This window comes from Pedobacter sp. ok626 (genome assembly GCF_900100435.1).
Taxonomy (GTDB): domain Bacteria; phylum Bacteroidota; class Bacteroidia; order Sphingobacteriales; family Sphingobacteriaceae; genus Pedobacter.
This window is the reverse complement of the sequence record NZ_FNEX01000004.1, coordinates 266,258-284,470: the sequence shown is the minus strand read 5'-3', so window position 1 is coordinate 284,470 and position 18,213 is coordinate 266,258. Positions and strand designations below refer to the sequence as shown.

At 40.9% G+C, this 18,213-nt stretch carries 16 protein-coding genes; 10 read left to right on the top strand and 6 right to left on the bottom strand.

What is annotated here, in order from left to right; translation table 11 throughout:
• The first annotated feature begins 38 nt into the window (after positions 1–38).
• Genes BLS35_RS07695 through BLS35_RS07680 form a run of 4 tightly spaced genes read left to right on the top strand, consistent with a single transcriptional unit; the run spans position 39 to position 3,558 of the window.
• On the top strand, positions 39–593 hold the full coding sequence (locus BLS35_RS07695; protein WP_090779466.1) for an RNA polymerase sigma factor: 555 nt from the start codon (positions 39–41) through the stop codon (positions 591–593).
• Positions 590–961, top strand: a complete 372-nt coding sequence (locus BLS35_RS07690) for a hypothetical protein (RefSeq protein WP_090779463.1) — start codon at positions 590–592, stop codon at positions 959–961. Before BLS35_RS07695 ends, BLS35_RS07690 begins: the two co-directional genes overlap by 4 nt.
• A 53-nt stretch (positions 962–1,014) precedes the next feature.
• On the top strand, positions 1,015–1,350 hold the full coding sequence (locus BLS35_RS07685) for a hypothetical protein (protein WP_090779461.1): 336 nt from the start codon (positions 1,015–1,017) through the stop codon (positions 1,348–1,350).
• Positions 1,351–1,368: 18 nt separating this feature from the next.
• The gene (locus BLS35_RS07680) at positions 1,369–3,558 is read left to right on the top strand and encodes an outer membrane beta-barrel family protein (RefSeq protein WP_090779459.1); all 2,190 of its coding nucleotides are present in this window, start codon (positions 1,369–1,371) and stop codon (positions 3,556–3,558) included.
• On the opposite strand, the gene BLS35_RS07675 is transcribed toward BLS35_RS07680, so the two are convergent.
• Positions 3,555–4,250, bottom strand: a complete 696-nt coding sequence (locus BLS35_RS07675; protein ID WP_090779457.1) for a Crp/Fnr family transcriptional regulator — start codon at positions 4,248–4,250, stop codon at positions 3,555–3,557. The two genes, BLS35_RS07680 and BLS35_RS07675, sit on opposite strands and share 4 nt — an antisense overlap.
• A gap of 234 nt (positions 4,251–4,484) precedes the next feature.
• Here BLS35_RS07675 and BLS35_RS07670 point away from each other — a divergent pair, with 234 nt between their 5' ends.
• The 4 genes from BLS35_RS07670 (at position 4,485) to BLS35_RS07655 (ending at position 9,388) form a co-directional block, all read left to right on the top strand.
• Entirely contained in the window at positions 4,485–6,137 is a 1,653-nt protein-coding gene (locus BLS35_RS07670) for a chloride channel protein (RefSeq protein WP_090779454.1), read from the top strand.
• A 96-nt stretch (positions 6,138–6,233) separates the two neighbouring features.
• Positions 6,234–7,118, top strand: a complete 885-nt coding sequence (locus BLS35_RS07665) for a sugar phosphate isomerase/epimerase family protein (RefSeq protein WP_090779452.1) — start codon at positions 6,234–6,236, stop codon at positions 7,116–7,118.
• An 819-nt stretch (positions 7,119–7,937) separates the two neighbouring features.
• A complete protein-coding gene (locus tag BLS35_RS07660) occupies positions 7,938–8,663 on the top strand; it encodes a sensor histidine kinase (RefSeq protein ID WP_132225918.1) in 726 nt (241 codons plus the stop codon).
• Positions 8,660–9,388 (top strand): LytR/AlgR family response regulator transcription factor, encoded by a 729-nt coding sequence (locus BLS35_RS07655; RefSeq protein ID WP_090779448.1) that lies wholly within the window; start codon positions 8,660–8,662, stop codon positions 9,386–9,388. Before BLS35_RS07660 ends, BLS35_RS07655 begins: the two co-directional genes overlap by 4 nt.
• Positions 9,389–9,402: 14 nt before the next feature.
• Here BLS35_RS07655 and BLS35_RS07650 read toward each other — a convergent pair whose 3' ends face one another.
• From BLS35_RS07650 to BLS35_RS07630, 5 genes are all read right to left on the bottom strand, one after another.
• Positions 9,403–10,623, bottom strand: coding sequence for an ABC transporter permease (locus tag BLS35_RS07650; protein WP_090779446.1), 1,221 nt, complete (start codon positions 10,621–10,623; stop codon positions 9,403–9,405).
• Positions 10,620–11,372, bottom strand: a complete 753-nt coding sequence (locus tag BLS35_RS07645; RefSeq protein WP_305790695.1) for an ABC transporter ATP-binding protein — start codon at positions 11,370–11,372, stop codon at positions 10,620–10,622. The genes BLS35_RS07650 and BLS35_RS07645 overlap by 4 nt, the downstream gene beginning before the upstream one ends.
• Entirely contained in the window at positions 11,372–12,571 is a 1,200-nt protein-coding gene (locus tag BLS35_RS07640; RefSeq protein ID WP_090779442.1) for an efflux RND transporter periplasmic adaptor subunit, read from the bottom strand. The genes BLS35_RS07645 and BLS35_RS07640 overlap by 1 nt, the downstream gene beginning before the upstream one ends.
• Before the next feature lie 15 nt (positions 12,572–12,586).
• Complete coding sequence (locus BLS35_RS07635; protein ID WP_090779440.1) at positions 12,587–13,882, bottom strand: TolC family protein; 1,296 nt, start codon at positions 13,880–13,882, stop codon at positions 12,587–12,589.
• A gap of 418 nt (positions 13,883–14,300) precedes the next feature.
• Entirely contained in the window at positions 14,301–17,291 is a 2,991-nt protein-coding gene (locus BLS35_RS07630; protein ID WP_371328239.1) for a TOTE conflict system archaeo-eukaryotic primase domain-containing protein, read from the bottom strand.
• A 124-nt stretch (positions 17,292–17,415) separates the two neighbouring features.
• Between BLS35_RS07630 and BLS35_RS07625 the strand changes: the two genes are divergently transcribed.
• Both BLS35_RS07625 and BLS35_RS07620 read left to right on the top strand, forming a co-directional pair.
• A complete protein-coding gene (locus BLS35_RS07625) occupies positions 17,416–17,652 on the top strand; it encodes a UPF0175 family protein (RefSeq protein WP_090779438.1) in 237 nt (78 codons plus the stop codon).
• The gene (locus tag BLS35_RS07620; RefSeq protein WP_090779436.1) at positions 17,636–18,112 is read left to right on the top strand and encodes a PIN domain-containing protein; all 477 of its coding nucleotides are present in this window, start codon (positions 17,636–17,638) and stop codon (positions 18,110–18,112) included. The genes BLS35_RS07625 and BLS35_RS07620 overlap by 17 nt, the downstream gene beginning before the upstream one ends.
• The last annotated feature ends 101 nt before the right edge of the window (positions 18,113–18,213 follow it).

Sequence of the window (18,213 nt, the reverse complement as noted above, 5' to 3'; positions counted from 1 at the left end):
TTTGCAACATTCTTTCTTTGACAATTGTCTAATAGTTGATGTTTGATGAAAGGATAACAATCCCTAAAATTCTTAATGGCGACCTCAGGGCCTTTGATCAATTGGTAAAACAATATGAAAGGTTAGTCTTTCACATCTGCTTTAAGCTTGTGAATAGTAACGACGATGCCCAGGATATTTGCCAGGAAGTATTCATCAAGGTTTTCAAAAGCCTGAAGAATTTCAACTATCAGTCTAAGCTTTCAACCTGGATTGCACGAATCGCATATTCAACGGCACTAAACCACATCAAAAAAAATAAAAGAGATAGTTTCGATCAATATCCGGAGGATATTGAAAATTATCATTTCACACTTACTGACCCTGAAAATGAATTGATAAAAAAGGACGTAAATAAATACATCAATTATCTGATGGCCCAACTGCCGCACCAATACAGAATGGTGCTTACATTATTCCATTTGGAGGAGTTTTCTTATCAGGAAATCGAACAAGTTACCTCATTCCCTGAGGGAACAATAAAAAGCTACCTCTTCCGTGGTCGAAAACTACTAAAAGAGAAATTGGAAGATTACTTAAAAAATGAAGTATGATGAAGAAATATAGTGAAGAGGACATACAAAAAATAGTATTCAATGCCCTTGCTACCCCACCCGAAGAAGGATTAAGGATGGATTTTGCTGCAAAACTACGCAACAAGCTACAACATCAATTGCAACGTAAAAACAGGATCAGGTTTTATACTGGTTGGGCATTCATCTTTGTTGCGGCCATGGCCCTATTGTTTCTTGGTTTACTACTGCTAGACAAAGCCTATGATACGCATATTACCAAATCAATAAGTGAACATAAATGGATCTTCATCGTCGCTTTCCCATTACTTTTTCTGATCCAGTACCTCGATCATATCACGATAAAAAAGAACTATTTCAAAGAAACTGTTACTTCAAAAAATAACTAAACTGCAACTTTATTCCATCGACAATTGTCTAATTGCCATAAACAGATCAACACATGAAAAAAGAAATCATCTTTCTGACCCCTATAGCCATCTGCATCGTAATCGCGGTCATCATTATCGCTCTTTATAACTATAGACTTAAAAAAAGAATCATCGATTTAGGTCCAATAGATGACAATAGCCTAAAATTCTTAATGAGTCTTTCTGGCTTAGGCTCAGAGGTACTTAAATGGGGGCTGGTATTTTTGTTTGGTGGAGCAGGGCTCATTCTGATAGAATTCCTTCCCTATCCAGCTGATGAGTCCAGCGTTCCGTATGGCGTAGTACTGATTAGTGTCGCCTTAGGTTTTCTAACCTATTACCTCATCATGAAAAAACAGCAGAAGTAAAATTTTATTTCAATTGCCATGCTTACGAAAAACACAATTTCCGTAATAGGGATTCTTATTGCCCTATTTTTTCTACCAGCAATCAGTGCTGCGCAGAATGTTCAGAAAAAAGCAATACCAACAACCAAAGCTACAGATTCGGCCACCACGCTATCTAATGTAACCATATCTACCAGAAAATCACTGATTAAGCAGGAAATTGATCGGATCAGCTATGATCTTCAAGCTGATCCGGATAGCAAATCGAATAGTATGCTGGAGATGATGAAAAAGATTCCTATGCTCAGTGTAGATGCGGATGACAACCTTGAGTTAAAGGGCGGCTCCAACTATAAAATCCTAATCAATGGAAGACCTTCGGCCATGATGGAGAGAAATCTAAAAGAAGTATTGCGTAGTATGCCAGCTTCAACGATTCAAAGGGTCGAGGTCATCACAACTCCCCCTTCAAAATATGATGCGGAAGGACTAGTCGGGATTATCAATATCATCACAAACAAAAAACTATCTCCTGGATACAATGGAACTATTAATCTGAATGCGACTACCCCTACTGGTGGGCCTGGAGCAGGGAGCTCGTTTTCAGCAAAATTAGGGAAGTTCGGTTTCACCGCTTTTAATGGTGGTGGTATCTATAATACACCGATCTCTTCTGACTACAACCATAGAACCTCCACCAATACGATATTAAACCAGGATAATTCGAAGAAAAAAGATAGTCACAGCGGCTACTTTGGCACGGAACTTAGTTATGAAATAGATAGTCTAAATTTACTATCAGCCTCTTTAAACGTTAGTGGAAGCAAAGAAAGTGGTTATAGTACACAACTGAGCGCTACAACAGGGCAATCAATGCAGCAGTATTTACTGAATAATAAAAGCATAGGCAATGGAAACGGCACAGATGCTTCGCTAAATTATCAGTTGGGTTCTGTTAAAAATAAAAAACAACTACTTACGCTGTCCTACCGTTTTTATACATATGGCTATCAAAGCGATAACGATATCCGTTTTTCTCAGCAGCTCAATTTTGATCAAACAGATTATCGACAATACAATAAGGGCAATTCAGCCGAACATACCATTCAGCTCGACTACGTCACTGTTTTCAAGAAAATAGGCATTGAAGCTGGAATTAAGAGCATTTTTAGAAGCAACAGCAGTAATTTTCATTATTTAAATTTCAACAACACGCTTGCCAATTTCGAGATCGACCCACTAAGAAGTAATAATTTTGAAAACAGTCAGAATGTATATGCAGCTTATAATACTTATCAATTCAGTTTAGGCCGCTTAAATGTTAAAGCTGGATTTAGATTGGAGTATACACAAATCCATGCTGATTTTATGAGCAGCCAGACTAGTGTTTCCCAAAAGCAAATGAATCTATTACCTGCCATAGCCATCAGCCACAAGTTAGGGATCGCTTCAACGCTTAATATGGGTTTCACACAGCGAATCCAACGCCCAGGAATTTATCAACTGAATCCTTTTGTAAACAGGTCAAATCCTAATGTGGAAACTAGTGGCAATCCAACGCTCCGTCCTATTGTAGCCAATGGTGTTCAACTCGGCTACAGTCTGCAAAAAAAGGCTTTTATGAATATTAATCTTGATTACACGGTGTTCAATTCCTTGATCAACCAGGTTGCTATCTATGATCCAGTCAGCAATATTACCCGCATCGCTTATCAGAACACAGGATCTGCCAAACTACTGAGTTCCAACATCAGCATTAACTATCCGATCACAAAAACCTGGAATTTTTCGGCCAATGGAAAAGTAATGTATGGTAAAATTGAGGGTACCGACGGAAAGGGATCCATCAGCACTAGTGGGGTAATGTATTCCCTGGGCATAAATAGCGGTATTAAGTTAAATAAAGGATGGCGAGCCAGCGCTAGTATGAACTACAAAAGCCGAAGCTTCACACTTCAGCGCGAAACTAATTATCAGAGCAGTTCCTCTTTTGGCTTATCCAAGGAGCTCATTGCCAACAGGCTCAGCTGCTCCGCCACGATCAACAATCCATTTATGAAGTACAGATCAAATATAATTCAGTTGACTGGATCCGAATTTGAACAAACCTCAACCGACATTTCCTACTTTCGCTCCTTCAAGGTTAGCCTCAATTACAGCTTTGGAAAGCTTAAGGATGCTGTTAAAAAGAGTACAAGATCTATTAAAAATGACGATGTTTCCAACTAAACATTGTCGTTAGCGATAATTTCCAGTAATTTAGTTTCATCCAAGACCTGGATCTTTCTGCCTGTTATGGTTAAAATTTTAAGTTTTGCAAACTCATTTAGCACTTTAAATAAGGTCTCGTAGGTTGTTCCAGCAAATGAAGAGATGTCCTGTCTGCTCATTTCTACACCAATAAAGCCATTTTCATCTATCCCAAACTGGTGTCCCAGAGAAACAAAGGCTTGCGCTATGCGTGCCTTCACCGACATATGTGCCAAATTTCGCATACTTCTGTGTGAATTCTGGAGTTCATTCGCAAAGAATTTCATGAGCTCATAGGTGAGGTTAGCATTTACCTTAAGCGTAACGTCGAAAAAATCCATTTCCAGAAAACAAACTACTGAAGGTTCTAATGCCGTAGCCGAAACAGGATAAAAAAGCTTTTCGCCTAATCCCATATGCCCTACAATATCTCCAGAGGTGGCAAAACGAATAATCAGTTCCTTTTCCTTATCCCACCTTTTATGAACTTTAAAGTTTCCTGTGTAAACAAAATAAATTCCGCTTACAGCATCTCCCTCATTAAATAGCAGCTCCCCTTTCTTCACTTCAAAATTACGTTTCTTAACCGCAAGTGCAGGTAACCATTCCGGCAAACAAAGCTTACATAAGAAACAACTTTTAAGATCACATAAATCACTGCATTCTTTCATGCCTCAAATATGCAACTTTTAAGACAATCCCCCAATGTTCAACACAGAAAACGCAAAACGAGCAAAACATTGCTAAAACAATATAAAAATATAATAAAAAAAATATTAATACAATATAAATATATCACAAACAATAATAATGTTTAAAAATACAAATAACAAACCATACCTTTGCACCGGCTTAGAAAACAGCTGCTTTAATTGATACAGCAATAAATAACAATTAAGTTCAAAATGAAAAAGCGTTTATTACAAATATCTTTGTTGTCCATTGCAGTGGCTATTTTAATCAGCATCATCGCCAAAGGTTTGGTATTACTGATTAACTTAGTCACCAACATCTGTTTCTACGGAAACTTTGATTTCTCTTTTAACAGTCCGGCCAACAACCATCTCGGGCTATGGGTCATCATTCTTCCAGCATCAGGGGGAGTCCTGGTTGGGCTCATGGCTTTATTTGGTTCTAAAGCCATCAGGGGGCATGGAATACCTGAGGCAATGGAACAAGTTCTTACCAATCAAAGCAAAATCAAGCCATCCATTGCATTTCTAAAGCCAATTTCATCTGCCATTGCCATCGGTTCAGGTGGCCCCTTTGGTGCCGAAGGACCAATCATCGCAACCGGCGGTGCATTAGGTTCAACCATTGGACAGTTATTTAAAATCACCTCCAATGAACGTAAAATTATCCTTGCGGCAGGTGCAACAGCTGGGATGTCGGCCATATTCGGCACCCCTATCGCAGCGATTTTCCTGGCCATTGAATTGTTACTTTTTGAGTTTTCCCCGAAGGCAATTTTACCTGTAGCACTTGCCTGTATCACAGGAGCTGCAGGACATCAACTACTTTTCGAATCGGGGCCGGTATTTCCAATGCCTGATTTACAGAGCCCGTCAAATATGGCATTGGGTATTTACAGTGCAATAGGTATAATTATTGGTTTTATGTCCTTAGGACTCACTAAAATCGTTTACTGGATTGAGGATACCTTTGAGAAACTACCTATCCATTGGATGTGGTGGCCAGCAATAGGTGGACTTGCGGTAGGCACAATAGGCTACTTTGCCCCCCATACCCTGGGCGTTGGCTATGATAACATCATCAGTATGTTATCTGGAAAAGCTTCCCTCGCGTTGATGCTTAGCTTATGCTTTTTTAAATTCCTTTCCTGGGCCATCGCTCTTGGAAGTGGAACATCTGGTGGAACCCTTGCTCCCCTATTGACCATAGGTGGTGCTACAGGTGCCGTTTTGGGTAGCATCATCCTTTTATTCTTTCCTGCATCAGGAATCAGCATCTCAATGGCCGCATTAATTGGCATGTCCTCGATGTTTGCTGGCGCGTCCAGAGCCTATTTAACAAGTATCACCTTTGCCTTGGAAGCGACCATGCAATCTCATGCTTTGCTTCCGCTATTGGGCGCCTGTACTGCATCCTACCTGATCTCTTTCTTCTTTATGGAGAACACCATCATGACCGAGAAAATTGCCAGAAGAGGCATTTACACCCCAGACTCCTATGAACCTGATGTGTTAAGAGGTATAACTGTTGCCCAGGTGCTTGGTGAAGGTGGAAAAATTGCAGTCGAAATGCAGATGATTAATGAACTCGCACATAAGGATCTTCCTATATTAAAAGAAAGTGATCGCCTTTCCAAAGCAGTAGAATTGATGGCATCTACTGGGGAAGAATTTTTACCGGTTGTCGCATCCGGGGATTTGAATAAAGTGATTGGGATACTTAATTATAAAGATGTGCTCCATGCCTACAAATTATATCATAGAGAAAATCAGGAGGCAGGTATTAATCTATCGCTCAAAAGACAACGCTTAAAAATCATTGTTAAAAGGCGTAAACTAATGGATAAAACCCAGAAACACATATAAACAAGTTATTATATGACAAAAAGTCAAAAAAATATTGGACTTTAGCTAAGATATAACTAAAAAAAACGAGTATTAAACAACCAAATAGAAGACAACATGAAAAATAGATACCGAAACACCAACAAACTGCTACTTTTTTCTGTAATCATCATTACTACCTATATATCATGCAGCTCAAGACTTAATTCCGCTAAAAACACTGCACAAAACGATCCAGAAGTAAGTCTAGGTTGGAAGCTTGGCGCGCAAGCCTATACTTTTAACAGATTTACTTTTACTCAGGCTTTAGATAAAATAGACAGTTGTGGTTTGCATTTTGTAGAAGCCTACCCTTCACAAATTATCGGTGGAGGAATACAGGAAAAGATGGATTTCCGTATGTCCGAAACAAGTAAAACCTATCTACAAAAACTGCTTAAAGCAAAGGGGATCCGCTTGGTTTCATACGGCGTAATAACGACAAAAGATAGCAATGATTGGGAAAAAATATTTGCATTTGCTAAGTCTATGGGTGTCGAAAATATCACCTGCGAACCACAGAACAAAGACATCCCCCTGGTTTCACAACTGTGCGATAAATATCAGATTAACGCGGCGATTCATAATCACCCCAACCCATCTACTTACTGGAAACCAGATGTTGTATTGAATACCATTAAAGGTCAAAGTAAACGTATGGGAGCCTGCGCTGACATTGGACATTGGGTTCGTTCGGGCTTAGATCCTATTGCAGCTTTAAAACAGTTAGAAGGTCATGTAATACAGCTGCATTTTAAAGACCTTAATGAATTTGGTAATGTTAAAGCTCATGATGTGCACTGGGGTACGGGCATAAGTAATATTAACGGCGTAATTGCCGAATTAAAACGTCAAAAATTTAAAGGAGTTATATCTGCAGAATACGAATACAATTGGGAAAACAGTGTTCCTGATGTGACAGCAAGTGTGATCAACTTTAGAAAAATGGTACAAGGAAAATAAAGGTTCCCAGTCCTATTGTTTCAGAAATTTGGCATTGATCTTTCATTTATAAGGATCAATGCCAAATTTTCTATTTCTCTTTAATATTAGAAAGGAAGTTTGTATACATTGTTTCGTAACAAGGCTTCATAGCCTCCAATGAAGGATATTTACATTCAAATTTTAACCTACAAAACTATACTTTATATAGTTATATAGATTTCACAACGCCAGTGTGCCAATAAGGGGCTCGAACGAAAGAATTTCTTCTAAATTGCGAGAATTGTATACAACTATCCTATTTCAAGCAAACTGGTTCGCTTCTTTAAGGTCATATTCTTTGAGTTTTTACGAGATAGTTATTTATGCAACAAATACAATTGGTGATCTGTTTATAAAGGTGTATCGACAGAAAGGCGATATGTTCCTATAGAAAACCCAAGAGAGCAATTGGAAATGCTTTGCTTTTGAAAATAAAAGGCGGTAATTTGTAACGTGTTATCTCTAGCTAAAATTAAAGGTTTGCGTCCCCTTATCTTCTCGGTGCATTTTGCAGTGTTACTGGGACTACTGGTTTTCACATGTATACCACTGACCATTACCTCTTCACTGCCTATCCAGATCTGGACCAAGCAATTAGCATTGTATACTGCTCTGGTGAGTATATTTTACCTTAATCTTCGGGTACTCATCCCCAAATTACTTTATAACAACCGCGGGGGCATTTTTGCGTTACTCGTTTTCCTGATCTGTATTACTGCGCCCCTTTTAAACCACCAGGCTGATAAACTGATAGACCTGCCGGGATTACTCCGCAGGTTTGCGCCTAGACATCCTCCAATGGAGGGGCAATACACCCCCGTAGGCGACCTCAGCATTATGATCATGACCATGATCGTCATCGGGATAGCTATCATTATATCCGTTACCCGAAAAGTCCAGGCCGATCTTTTAAAAGAAAAAGCCCTGGAGAATGACCGCATCGCGGGCGAACTGGCTGTTTTGCGCTCACAGATCAACCCGCATTTTTTCTTTAATGTTTTGCATACCATTTACGGGCTTACAGAGATCGATGCTGAGAGAGCTCGCCAGGCTATTTATACCCTGTCGCATATGATGCGCTATGTCTTATACGATACCCCTCAGCAATCAACAACGCTCGAAAAAGAGTTACAGCTGATCGACAGTTATCGGCAGTTAATGCAACTGCGTCTGCCTGAACATGTGCGGGTCGTTTTCAACCGGCCCGAAGCCCCAATTAATACCCCTTTGGCCCCGATGCTGCTGCTTCCCTTTGTAGAAAATGCTTTTAAGCATGGCATCAGTACGCTACGGCCAAGCCATATATATATATCGGCGCAGCTATGTCAGGGATTGCTGCGCTTTGAGGTACGTAATACTTTATTTACGGAACCGGCAAAGGAAACGGACGAGGGCAGCGGTATCGGTCTGGCCAATACGCGCCGACGCCTGGAACTGATCTATCCTGGCAAATACAAGCTCAATGTTAAAGAAGACCGCGAGCTTCAGGAATTCAGGATCGAACTTCAAATATCTTTGACATGACCATTCACTGTATCGCTGTTGATGATGAGCCGGTGGCTTTAGAAATGATCGCCGCTTACGTGGCCAAGACCCCCTTCTTAAACCTGGTTGATAAATGTTCCAGTGCTATGACTGCCCTTAATGTCCTCAATGAGCACCCCGAAGTACAGCTTGTTTTTTTAGATATCAGGATGGCCGAACTGAACGGGCTGGAGTTAGCCGGTATGGTTGCCAGTAGTGATAACCGCCGGTCGGTGCGTATCGTTTTTACAACTGCTTTTGATCAATACGCATTGGAAGGGTACAAGGTAGCTGCCTTGGATTACCTGTTAAAACCTTTCAGTTTTGTTGATTTTACCCGTGCAGCCAACCGTGCGCTGGAATATTTTACTTTATTGGAGCAAGATACACAGCCAGAATACCTTTTCGTATATGCCAATTACCAGCTGATACGGATCGATGTGGCACAGATCCTGTACGTAGAAAGCATGGCTGACTACATCAAGATTTTTTTGGAAGACCAGACAAAACCGGTAATAACACTAATGACTTTAAAAGTGGTGGAACAAAAACTGCCTGCAAATCATTTTGTTCGCCTGCACCGTTCGTTTATCGTGGCTATTAATAAAGTAATAGCCGTAACTAAAACATCTGTGCAGGTTGATCGGGCTACGATTCCGGTATCTGAACCTTACCGCGAGGCATTCGGCAATTTTATGAAAAGCTGGCGTCAGCCTCGTTCCTGAATTAATATTAAATTTTATTCATATCGCAAAGCTTCTATCGGATCAAGCCGGGAAGCCTTCAGTGCCGGGTAATAACCGAAGAAAACCCCAATGAGTGTACAGAAACCAAATGCCTCCATAATAGATGCTTTGTCAATAACAGGCTCCCAATTCAGCGCATTAGCGATAACAAACGCCAGCGTTTCGCCGATTAGTATTCCGATGAGGCCGCCGGTAACGCTGATGATAATAGCCTCCGTTAAGAATTGATTGAGGATATCCCTGCCGCGTGCGCCGATTGACATGCGCAGCCCGATCTCTTTGGTACGTTCGGTTACCGAGACGTACATGATATTCATGATGCCGATTCCCCCGATGACTAGCGATATAGCTGCTATGGCGGTCAATAACGCGGTCAGCAACGAGGTGATCGAGCTCAGGGTTTGTATGAGTTCGGCCTGTGTGCGCACCGTAAAATCATTATCCTGGGTCGGACGGAGCCGGTGCGTCTTACGGAGTATCTTTTCCATTTCATCGGCGGCGGCCTGCGACAGATTTTCAGATTTGGCCGAGGCATTAAAACTGCCGAAATAGATGGATGCGATGATCCGTTTTTGAACGGTGGTATAAGGCGCCAGGATAATATCGTCCTGATCCTGCCCGAATGTATTTTGTCCTTTTTTGTTGAGTACACCGATGACCTGGAAAGGGATCTTGTTAAAACGGATGATCTTGCCGACAGGATCGACACCTTTTGGAAAAACATTATCGACCACGGTTTGACCCAGCAGGCAAACTTTTCCGTAAGTGTGTACATCCCGGTCCGAAAACATTTTACCGTCTTTGAGGGATATATTTTTGATGGCAAGATAATCCTGGTTCACGCCATCAATGGTGGTCGGCCAGTTCAGTGAACCATTGATAGCCTGTCCTTTGGATTGTGATGAGGGCGATATGGCATTAATATAAGTAGCTTCTTTTTTTAAGGCATTAAGGTCTTTTTCGGTCAGTGTTTCCACATTGGCGCCCTGCAAACGCGCACCGCCCGGTGCATTGCTATTGGGCATTACCATCACCAGGTTGGAGCCCATGCTGGCAAGTGAATTATGCACACTGGCAGTGGATCCAGCGCCGATAGCACCGATGGTAATCACCGCCGCCACCCCAATAATGATACCGAGCATGGTAAGTACGGCTCTTAACTTATTGCGCTGCAGGGCCAATAGCGCGAGCCTGATCAGATTTAAAACTTTCATATGTGGTAATCTTCGGTTTCGGGTAAGGCGGCCAGCATCTCTTTGGCTGAACGCACCTGCTGGTTAATTTGGTCTTTCACCACGCGGCCATCCCTGAGCGTAATCGTACGACTGCTGAAAGCAGCGATATCCGGTTCATGGGTTACAAAAACAATGGTTTTGCCCTGGCTTTGGTTCAGGTCCTGCATCAACGCCATAATTTCATAAGATGTGCGCGTATCCAGATTACCGGTGGCCTCGTCGGCCAGGATCATCACAGGCTCGTTCACAAGTGCACGGGCGATAGCGACCCGTTGCTGCTGCCCTCCTGACATTTCGTTGGGCATGTGATTTATCCGGTCGCCCAGTTTTACAGCTTGCAAGGCGTTCGCCGCCCGCTCCCGTCGCTCGGCTGCCGTTACCATCGGATTATAAAACAGCGGCAGCTCGACATTTTCCAGGGCTGTGGTACGGGGCAGCAAGTTATAGGCCTGAAATACAAAACCGATTTTTTGATTGCGAAGTTTGGCCAGTTGATCTCGACTCTGTTCGCGCACAGATACGCCATCAAGCAGGTAAGTTCCGCTGGTTGGTTTATCCAGGCAGCCCAGAGTATTCAGCAAAGTTGTTTTGCCCGAGCCACTGCTACCCATGATCGTCACAAATTCGCCAGCAAACACATCAAAACTTACGCCTTTGAGTGCCCGAACAATTTCCGAACCCATCTGGAATTCCCGCGCTATATCATGTAATTCTAATATTTTCTTCATTACGGCTTTTTGTTTTTATCAGCGCCTCCCGGGCTGGGCAAAATAGAAGTCCCGGCTTCGGCCTGAACCGGTATCGGTAGCGAGGATACGACAGTATCTTTGACAGACAACCCTGACAGTATCTCGACGTGGGTATTGTCATCAAGCCCATAGCGCACCGGCGTTTGTATCAGCTCACTACCTTTTTTGAGCCACACGCTCCCGGGTTTACCCAGGCCAGTAATCGCATTACTGTTATTACCGTGTGCCATTGGTTTTAAAATAAACTGTTTTCTTAGTGAGGAATCCGGCGCAAAATTCAGCGATTTTGAACTGACCATCATTGCGTTATTCACCTCTTTGGTATAAACATTGATATTAGCGGTCATTCCGGGTTTAAGCATCAAGCTATCGTTTGGAGCATAGATGATAGTTGTATAGGTCACCACATTTGATGTGGTCTTTGGATGAAGGCGAACATCATACACCGTTCCTTTAAAAACATCATCAATATAGGCATCTACCGTAAAGCTAACGCGATTCCCAATTTTCACATTACCGATATCGGCCTCGTCCACATCTGCCATCACCTGCATCTTTGAAATATCCTTAGCGATCACAAAAAGCGTCGGTGTACTAAATGCTGCTGCAACGGTTTGGCCAAGGCTGACACTGCGCGAAAGCACCACACCATCTACCGGCGAATAGATATCGGTATACGACAAGTTTTTTTCAGCCGAGCGAAGCGCCGCAGAAGCATTATCGACGGCCGCTTTGGAAGAATTAAAATTGTTCAATGCCGATTCATAATCCTGCTTACTGATCGAGCCACTGCTATACAACAACTTTTGCCGGTTATAAAAATTCTGGTTATAAACCAGCTGGCTTTGCTGTGCGCGCAGGGTAGCGCTGGCCTGATCTACCGTTGCCTGTAAAAGTGATTTATCCAGTTGCGCCAATAGCTGGCCTTTTTTTACTTTCGAGTTGAAGTCGGCATTGATAACTTTAACGATGCCCGATACCTGGGTACCTACGGCTACGGTATCTACGGGTTGAATGGTACCGGTTGCCGTAACGGTTTGGGCGATGTAACCATAAGTTGGTACTTCGGTAGGCAGCACTATCGGTTTTTCTTTCTTTTTAGTAGTAATGAACCAAATACCGCCAAGCACTATAATGATGGCAGCGATAACAAGCATTCTTTTTGTATTTTTTTTCATAATGATCGTGCGCGGTTAAAGTTTAACAGGTGTGCCTTTGTAGAATTCGTAGATCTCTATCGTAAGCGCCGCGTTGTACTTGGCCTGGATATATTGTTGTAAGGCCTGGGTATACAGGGATTTTTGTTGTAGAAAGTCAACCATATTAACAATACCTACTTTCAATTGCTCATTAGCGACCCGGTAAGTTTCCTGGTTGTACCTAAAGGCCTCGGCGGCCGCATCATATTGATTTTGCGAATTGAGCACATTGATATAAGCCTTTTCGATAGTGAGCGCAAGGGTCGTTTTGGTATCTTTTAGTGATAACTTAGCCTGATCAATGTTGATCTTTGCTTCCGCCCGGTTCACTTGGTTAACCTTTCGGGTAAAAATGGGGATGGATAGACTAAGGCCAACCTGCTGGTTGAAGCCGTTATTCAACTGGTTAAAATAACCACTCCCAGCCCCCTGGTAACCACTACCGGCAAAGCCGGAAGCGGTAAGCGTTGGCAGATAACCTGAATTGGCTTTTTGCAGGGCGAATTCGGCCGATCGAACATACAATTCGCCATTTTTCACCTCTGGTCGGTCTTTCAGCGCTGTTTGTTGCACATTCAGCAGGTTATCCACCGCTTTTTTTGAAATGATGGTATCCGGTGTGATCACATCGAAAGTTGTAGCGCTCAGCTGAAGGAGCTGTTTCAGGCTGATCAGATCCTGGCGTTGGGCACTTTCGGCGGTAACCAATGTGTATTTGTCGTTTGCCAGCTGGGCTAGTAGCTGGGCAACATCCTTTTGTGCTATGCTGCCAGCTTGCAACCGCTTTTTTGCCTGCTCTACCTGAGCCTGTGAAGTAGCCACAACATTTTGCTGGTATATAATGGTTTCTTTATCCAGCAAAATATTCAAGTAATATTGAGTGATCTGCAGGGTCAGGTCATTTAATTGCTGCAGGATACTCAGGTTGGCTCGTTCCACCGCCACGTTCTTTTGCTGAATATCGCTTTTGATATACCCGCCCTGGTAAAGGGTCCAGGAAGAGCTCAGTCCATAATTACCCGAGCCGTAAACCGCATCATTGTGATAATGATTGACATATTGAGTAGCTGAACCATACAAATTGGGTAAAGCAGAGCCTCTGGAAAGAATCAGTTCCTGCTGACTGGTTTGCTGGCTGAGCCGCGCGCTGCTCACTTGAATGTTGTTTTTTCTTGCATAATCCAGACAGGTCTGCAGGTCCCATTTAACAACGCTCAGGCTGTCTTGGGCAAATACTGTAAGCCCGCTGATCAGACAGCTAAAAAATAAAGAAATTGCCTTTTTGGTCATGTGCTATGATACTCTTTAAAGGCACAAAGGAATAATATAAAACCTGCAAAAAAACCGAGTATCGATACTAAGCCGATTTGTATCGACGCTTTCCTTCGGTTTAACCCCATTAGGCTTTGAACTTAGAACTAACGGGTGGGTTCTTTGGGATTGATCCTTTTGATCCAGATTCATCGCAGAAAAAACCGATGTATACAAAAAAAGCAGCCTTTTCAGACTGCTTTTCAAAACTTGGGGTCATTTATGGTACAAATTTCAACCCGTTTTATTGCTGATTTGAAGCGGTTGGCCGATTTAAAAAGAAAAATGGATGAAATGGATGAGCTTGGAAGGCTGCTAAAAAGTTAAACTATTTTAGTCCACGAAAATGATTTTATATCGTCTGAAATTCATCACTACTAGGGATGAAATATTTTAATTAAGTCAGATATTGCTCTAAATCATCTTTCCAGATCACAAATCCATTTCGTTCATCCGAATAATCATGTAAAACGCGGCTGAAATTTATCGGTACTGATTGTAAAAATGCAAATCTCCCGTCATTTCGAATCTTATTAAGATCTTTATCAACATTATGAAGCGCATTTTTGAGCTCCGAAACTTCTTTTGAGGTATGCCATATATAAGTAGCCTCATCCGTATCCAGTGTCTCCATTACAATATGATATTGCTCCTTTCCAGCTAGAAGAAAAACAAAAGCAAACGGACTTAACACAAATCTTATTTTCAATACATTTCCAAGATGTAAGTCTGATAAATATCTTAGCTGTATTTTGTGCCGATAATTACCTCTAATCAATACATCCTTTAATAATTCTTCTCCCGACTCATATAATGTCTGGTTAGCATCACCGGCGCTAAGCTGGAACATTTCAACATTCTTACCTAAAAGATTTCCTTTTTTAAATAGATTCTTTTCAGCAAAACGAAAACGCACGCTGTCTACAACTTCACGATTCAATTTTTTCATGTCCTCGCATGTTGCTGATTTTCCGACTATAATACCTTTCTCTATAACTATACAGATAGTTATCGTAATCGTTTTTGTATTCAAAAATTTCTCAAAGTACGACTTCAGCACATCGAATTCCGGGCGCATATGGAGATTCTCAATACCAAATGAAACCTCTTGTTCTATCTCCTTTATAAATTCACAAAAGACAACCCCGCCATATAAAAAGTCAAGTGATTCAATTGCAACTTTAATATTCCGTTCAATGATTTGATCTTTAAAAGAACTTGTTAAATCACCTACTGGTTCTACCTTTTCATCAACTTCGATAACATCGTCAAATAATGTTCTATGCCGTATCAGTTTTTTGTAGTAAACGTTTCTTTTAAGAAACATCGCATTTAAATAATCAATCTTAATATCCCTGTAGTCATAAATCACCGGAGTTAGTTCAGAACGCTGTACACGACCAATATATTGAATCAGTTTACCTTCGAAAGAAAATGGGTAGACTAAAAATAAACATTGGGCATTATGAAGGTCGGATCCTTCTCCAAAAAATTGTCCAGTTGTAATAAGTACCTGGTAATTACCCGTCTTCAAGATCTTCCATTTAGCATTACGACTGGATTCCGAATCGTCGCCACTTAATGTAACTGTTTCAAAAGATTGTTTTAGATATTGGTGTAAAGTTTCAATATGCTCTTTTCTCTCGGTGAGTATAACCACTCGTTTTCCCGTACTCAATTGAAAAGTTACGCCCTTTAAAATCAGCTTATTTCTTTCAGAATCATGAATAAGTATATTTGATAGTGTTTCAAAGCGATCTGTTTTGGCATTGTACGCTACATTCAATGTTGTATTTCTGATAATAATCTCAGGTTGTTCCGATGCTCCCTTGTCGCTAGATTTCATTTCTGAAATGACCTCTCCCAGAAGTACAGAAATCAATCTGTCATCACTATTTTTCCGAAAGGGTGTTGCAGTAAGACCATATAAATAGTAAGAATGGAAAAGTGATACCGCATTTTTAAATGTTTCCGCAGCAATGTGGTGACACTCATCAACAATAATAATTCCAAAGGCACGAACCAGTTGGTCTGCTCCTGGCTTTTGTAATTCTTTGCCCAAGCTTTGTATCATCGCAATTGTGACCCGTTTCCCTATTTTTGTTTTACCTTGTCCTATCCTGCCAATATCCTGCTTTGGAATTCCCAGGAACGCTTCAATTCTTTCTGCCCATTGGTCTGCCAATTGATTACGATGTACGACAATTAGTGCAGGCTGCTGTTTATCCGCAATGATTTTAAGACCAACTACGGTCTTTCCAGAACCAGGTGGTGCAACGATTATACCTATGTCCTTTTTAGATGCAACTTCTACCGCAGGCAACTGATATTCCCTTAAAGAAGCATGAAATGAAAAAACCGAAGGAGTAAGTAATTTCCGATTATCATCCAGCTGATATTGAATATTATTTTTAATGCAATAAACCAATAACTTTCTAATAAAACCTTTTGGAATGATAGCGTATTCATTTACTTCCTCAATAAACTTAAAATATCTCTTTGTTCCAAACGTACTCCTACCGCTATTCTTTTTAATGATAAAGTCTGCATTGAAAAAATTAAGTTCATCCTTCAGAAAAGATGCCAAGGCAGTACTTATTCCATTTCGATTGATTTCAATAGTATTTGACAACTTAATTACAAGCTTGCCTGGTTCAATAACGTTTAAACTTTTAGAACTGGTCAACGAAAGAAATATTTGGTCTAAGTCATTAATAGAAATTCGGCGAATGCTGCTTAAAAACTCCCATTGATTTCTATAAGGGAGAGCTGTTTCTGACTCAATGAAGCAACTGTTCCCAAGTTCCAATGTAGGTTTATACAAAGGTAAGGCAATCAGATTTCCAAATCCTTTACCTGAATGTTTATCTTGATTGGGGAATAATCTGTCAAAACTAGAGTTTTTGTCAAAAGTAGAGACTATCCCTGCTCTCTCTAATAAAGTAAGTACAATTATTCTGCTCTTAAAAGCCGGATATGGTTGATTAAAAAATATCCAAACATGCCCACCTTTACCACTGCGCGAACGTTCCAGGTAAGAAGGGATATTGTAGCTTGCACATATAGTAATGAAACTTCTACAATCTTCCAACCAACTATTTTTATCAAAATCTGCCGCTATCAACCAAGACGTATTGTCTTGTAAAAGTGGATACAATCCTGTTAGCTGTCTACCTTCAAGATGCCTTTGAATCTGATCGTCAGTCAAAGGAAGATAATTTGCGGTCTCTGAACTATTGGGGTTTGTACTTTTTTTATAAACCTTGCTGATATAAGGATCATATAATTTAGCAGGCATGTAACCACTTTTAGTTCCTCTTGACCAATGAATAGCATAAACATCTTCGCGCCCTTTAAATAAAGACCTGTATAATAGTAGATTGTCCACTGTTGAAATTCTGAGATAGCAAATTAAACAAAAATAGAATAATTACCCTTTGTAATATATCAAAATCCATTCTATCATCAGCATCCATTTTGTTTTAAATTTTAATAATACGTATCTTTATATCATGACTACAATGACCATACAAGTTCCTGATGCCCTTGAGAGAGAGCATGATGAAACAACACGCCTTATTGCAGCCAAGCTATATGAAGCAGGTAAGCTTACTTTAAGACAAGCCGCTGAAATGTGCCAAATGAAAAAATGGGATTTTGCTGAAATCCTAATCAAATACGACGTGCACTACCTGGACGAAAGTGCAGCTGAAGATCTTGAAACATTTAGGCATGCTCATACAGGATAAAATTGTCATTACCGATGCCAGCTGTTTCATTACGCTGGACAAAATAGATGGTATGCATTTGCTCCAATCCTTGTACAAACAAGTAATAACAACTCCTGAGATAGCTGCTGAATTTGGTAAAAGACTACCTAATTGGGTTGATGTAAAAGCCGTGCAGAATCGTGATTTATTATATAATTATGCTGAAACTGTGGACATAGGTGAGGCCAGTGCGATGGCGCTTGCATCAGAAATCCATGCTGACCTACTCATTATAGATGATGCAGGAGCTAGGAGATTTGCTAAAAAGCTTGAACTTAACATCACCGGAACCGTTGGTGTTATACTTAACGCAAAGCTTAACGGTATCATTCCAGCAGTTAAACCATACATTGTCAAAATACAACAAACTAATTTCCGGATTTCCGATTGGTTAACTACACAGATTATTAAAGACGCTGGAGAAATGATCGCGATCTAAACCAAGGATCTTCTATTAAACTGTCCCTGATTTCATTTCCCCAACAATTCCGCTTGATCCATGGATATCGAACCACAAACGGATCAAGCGGAATTCTTGGG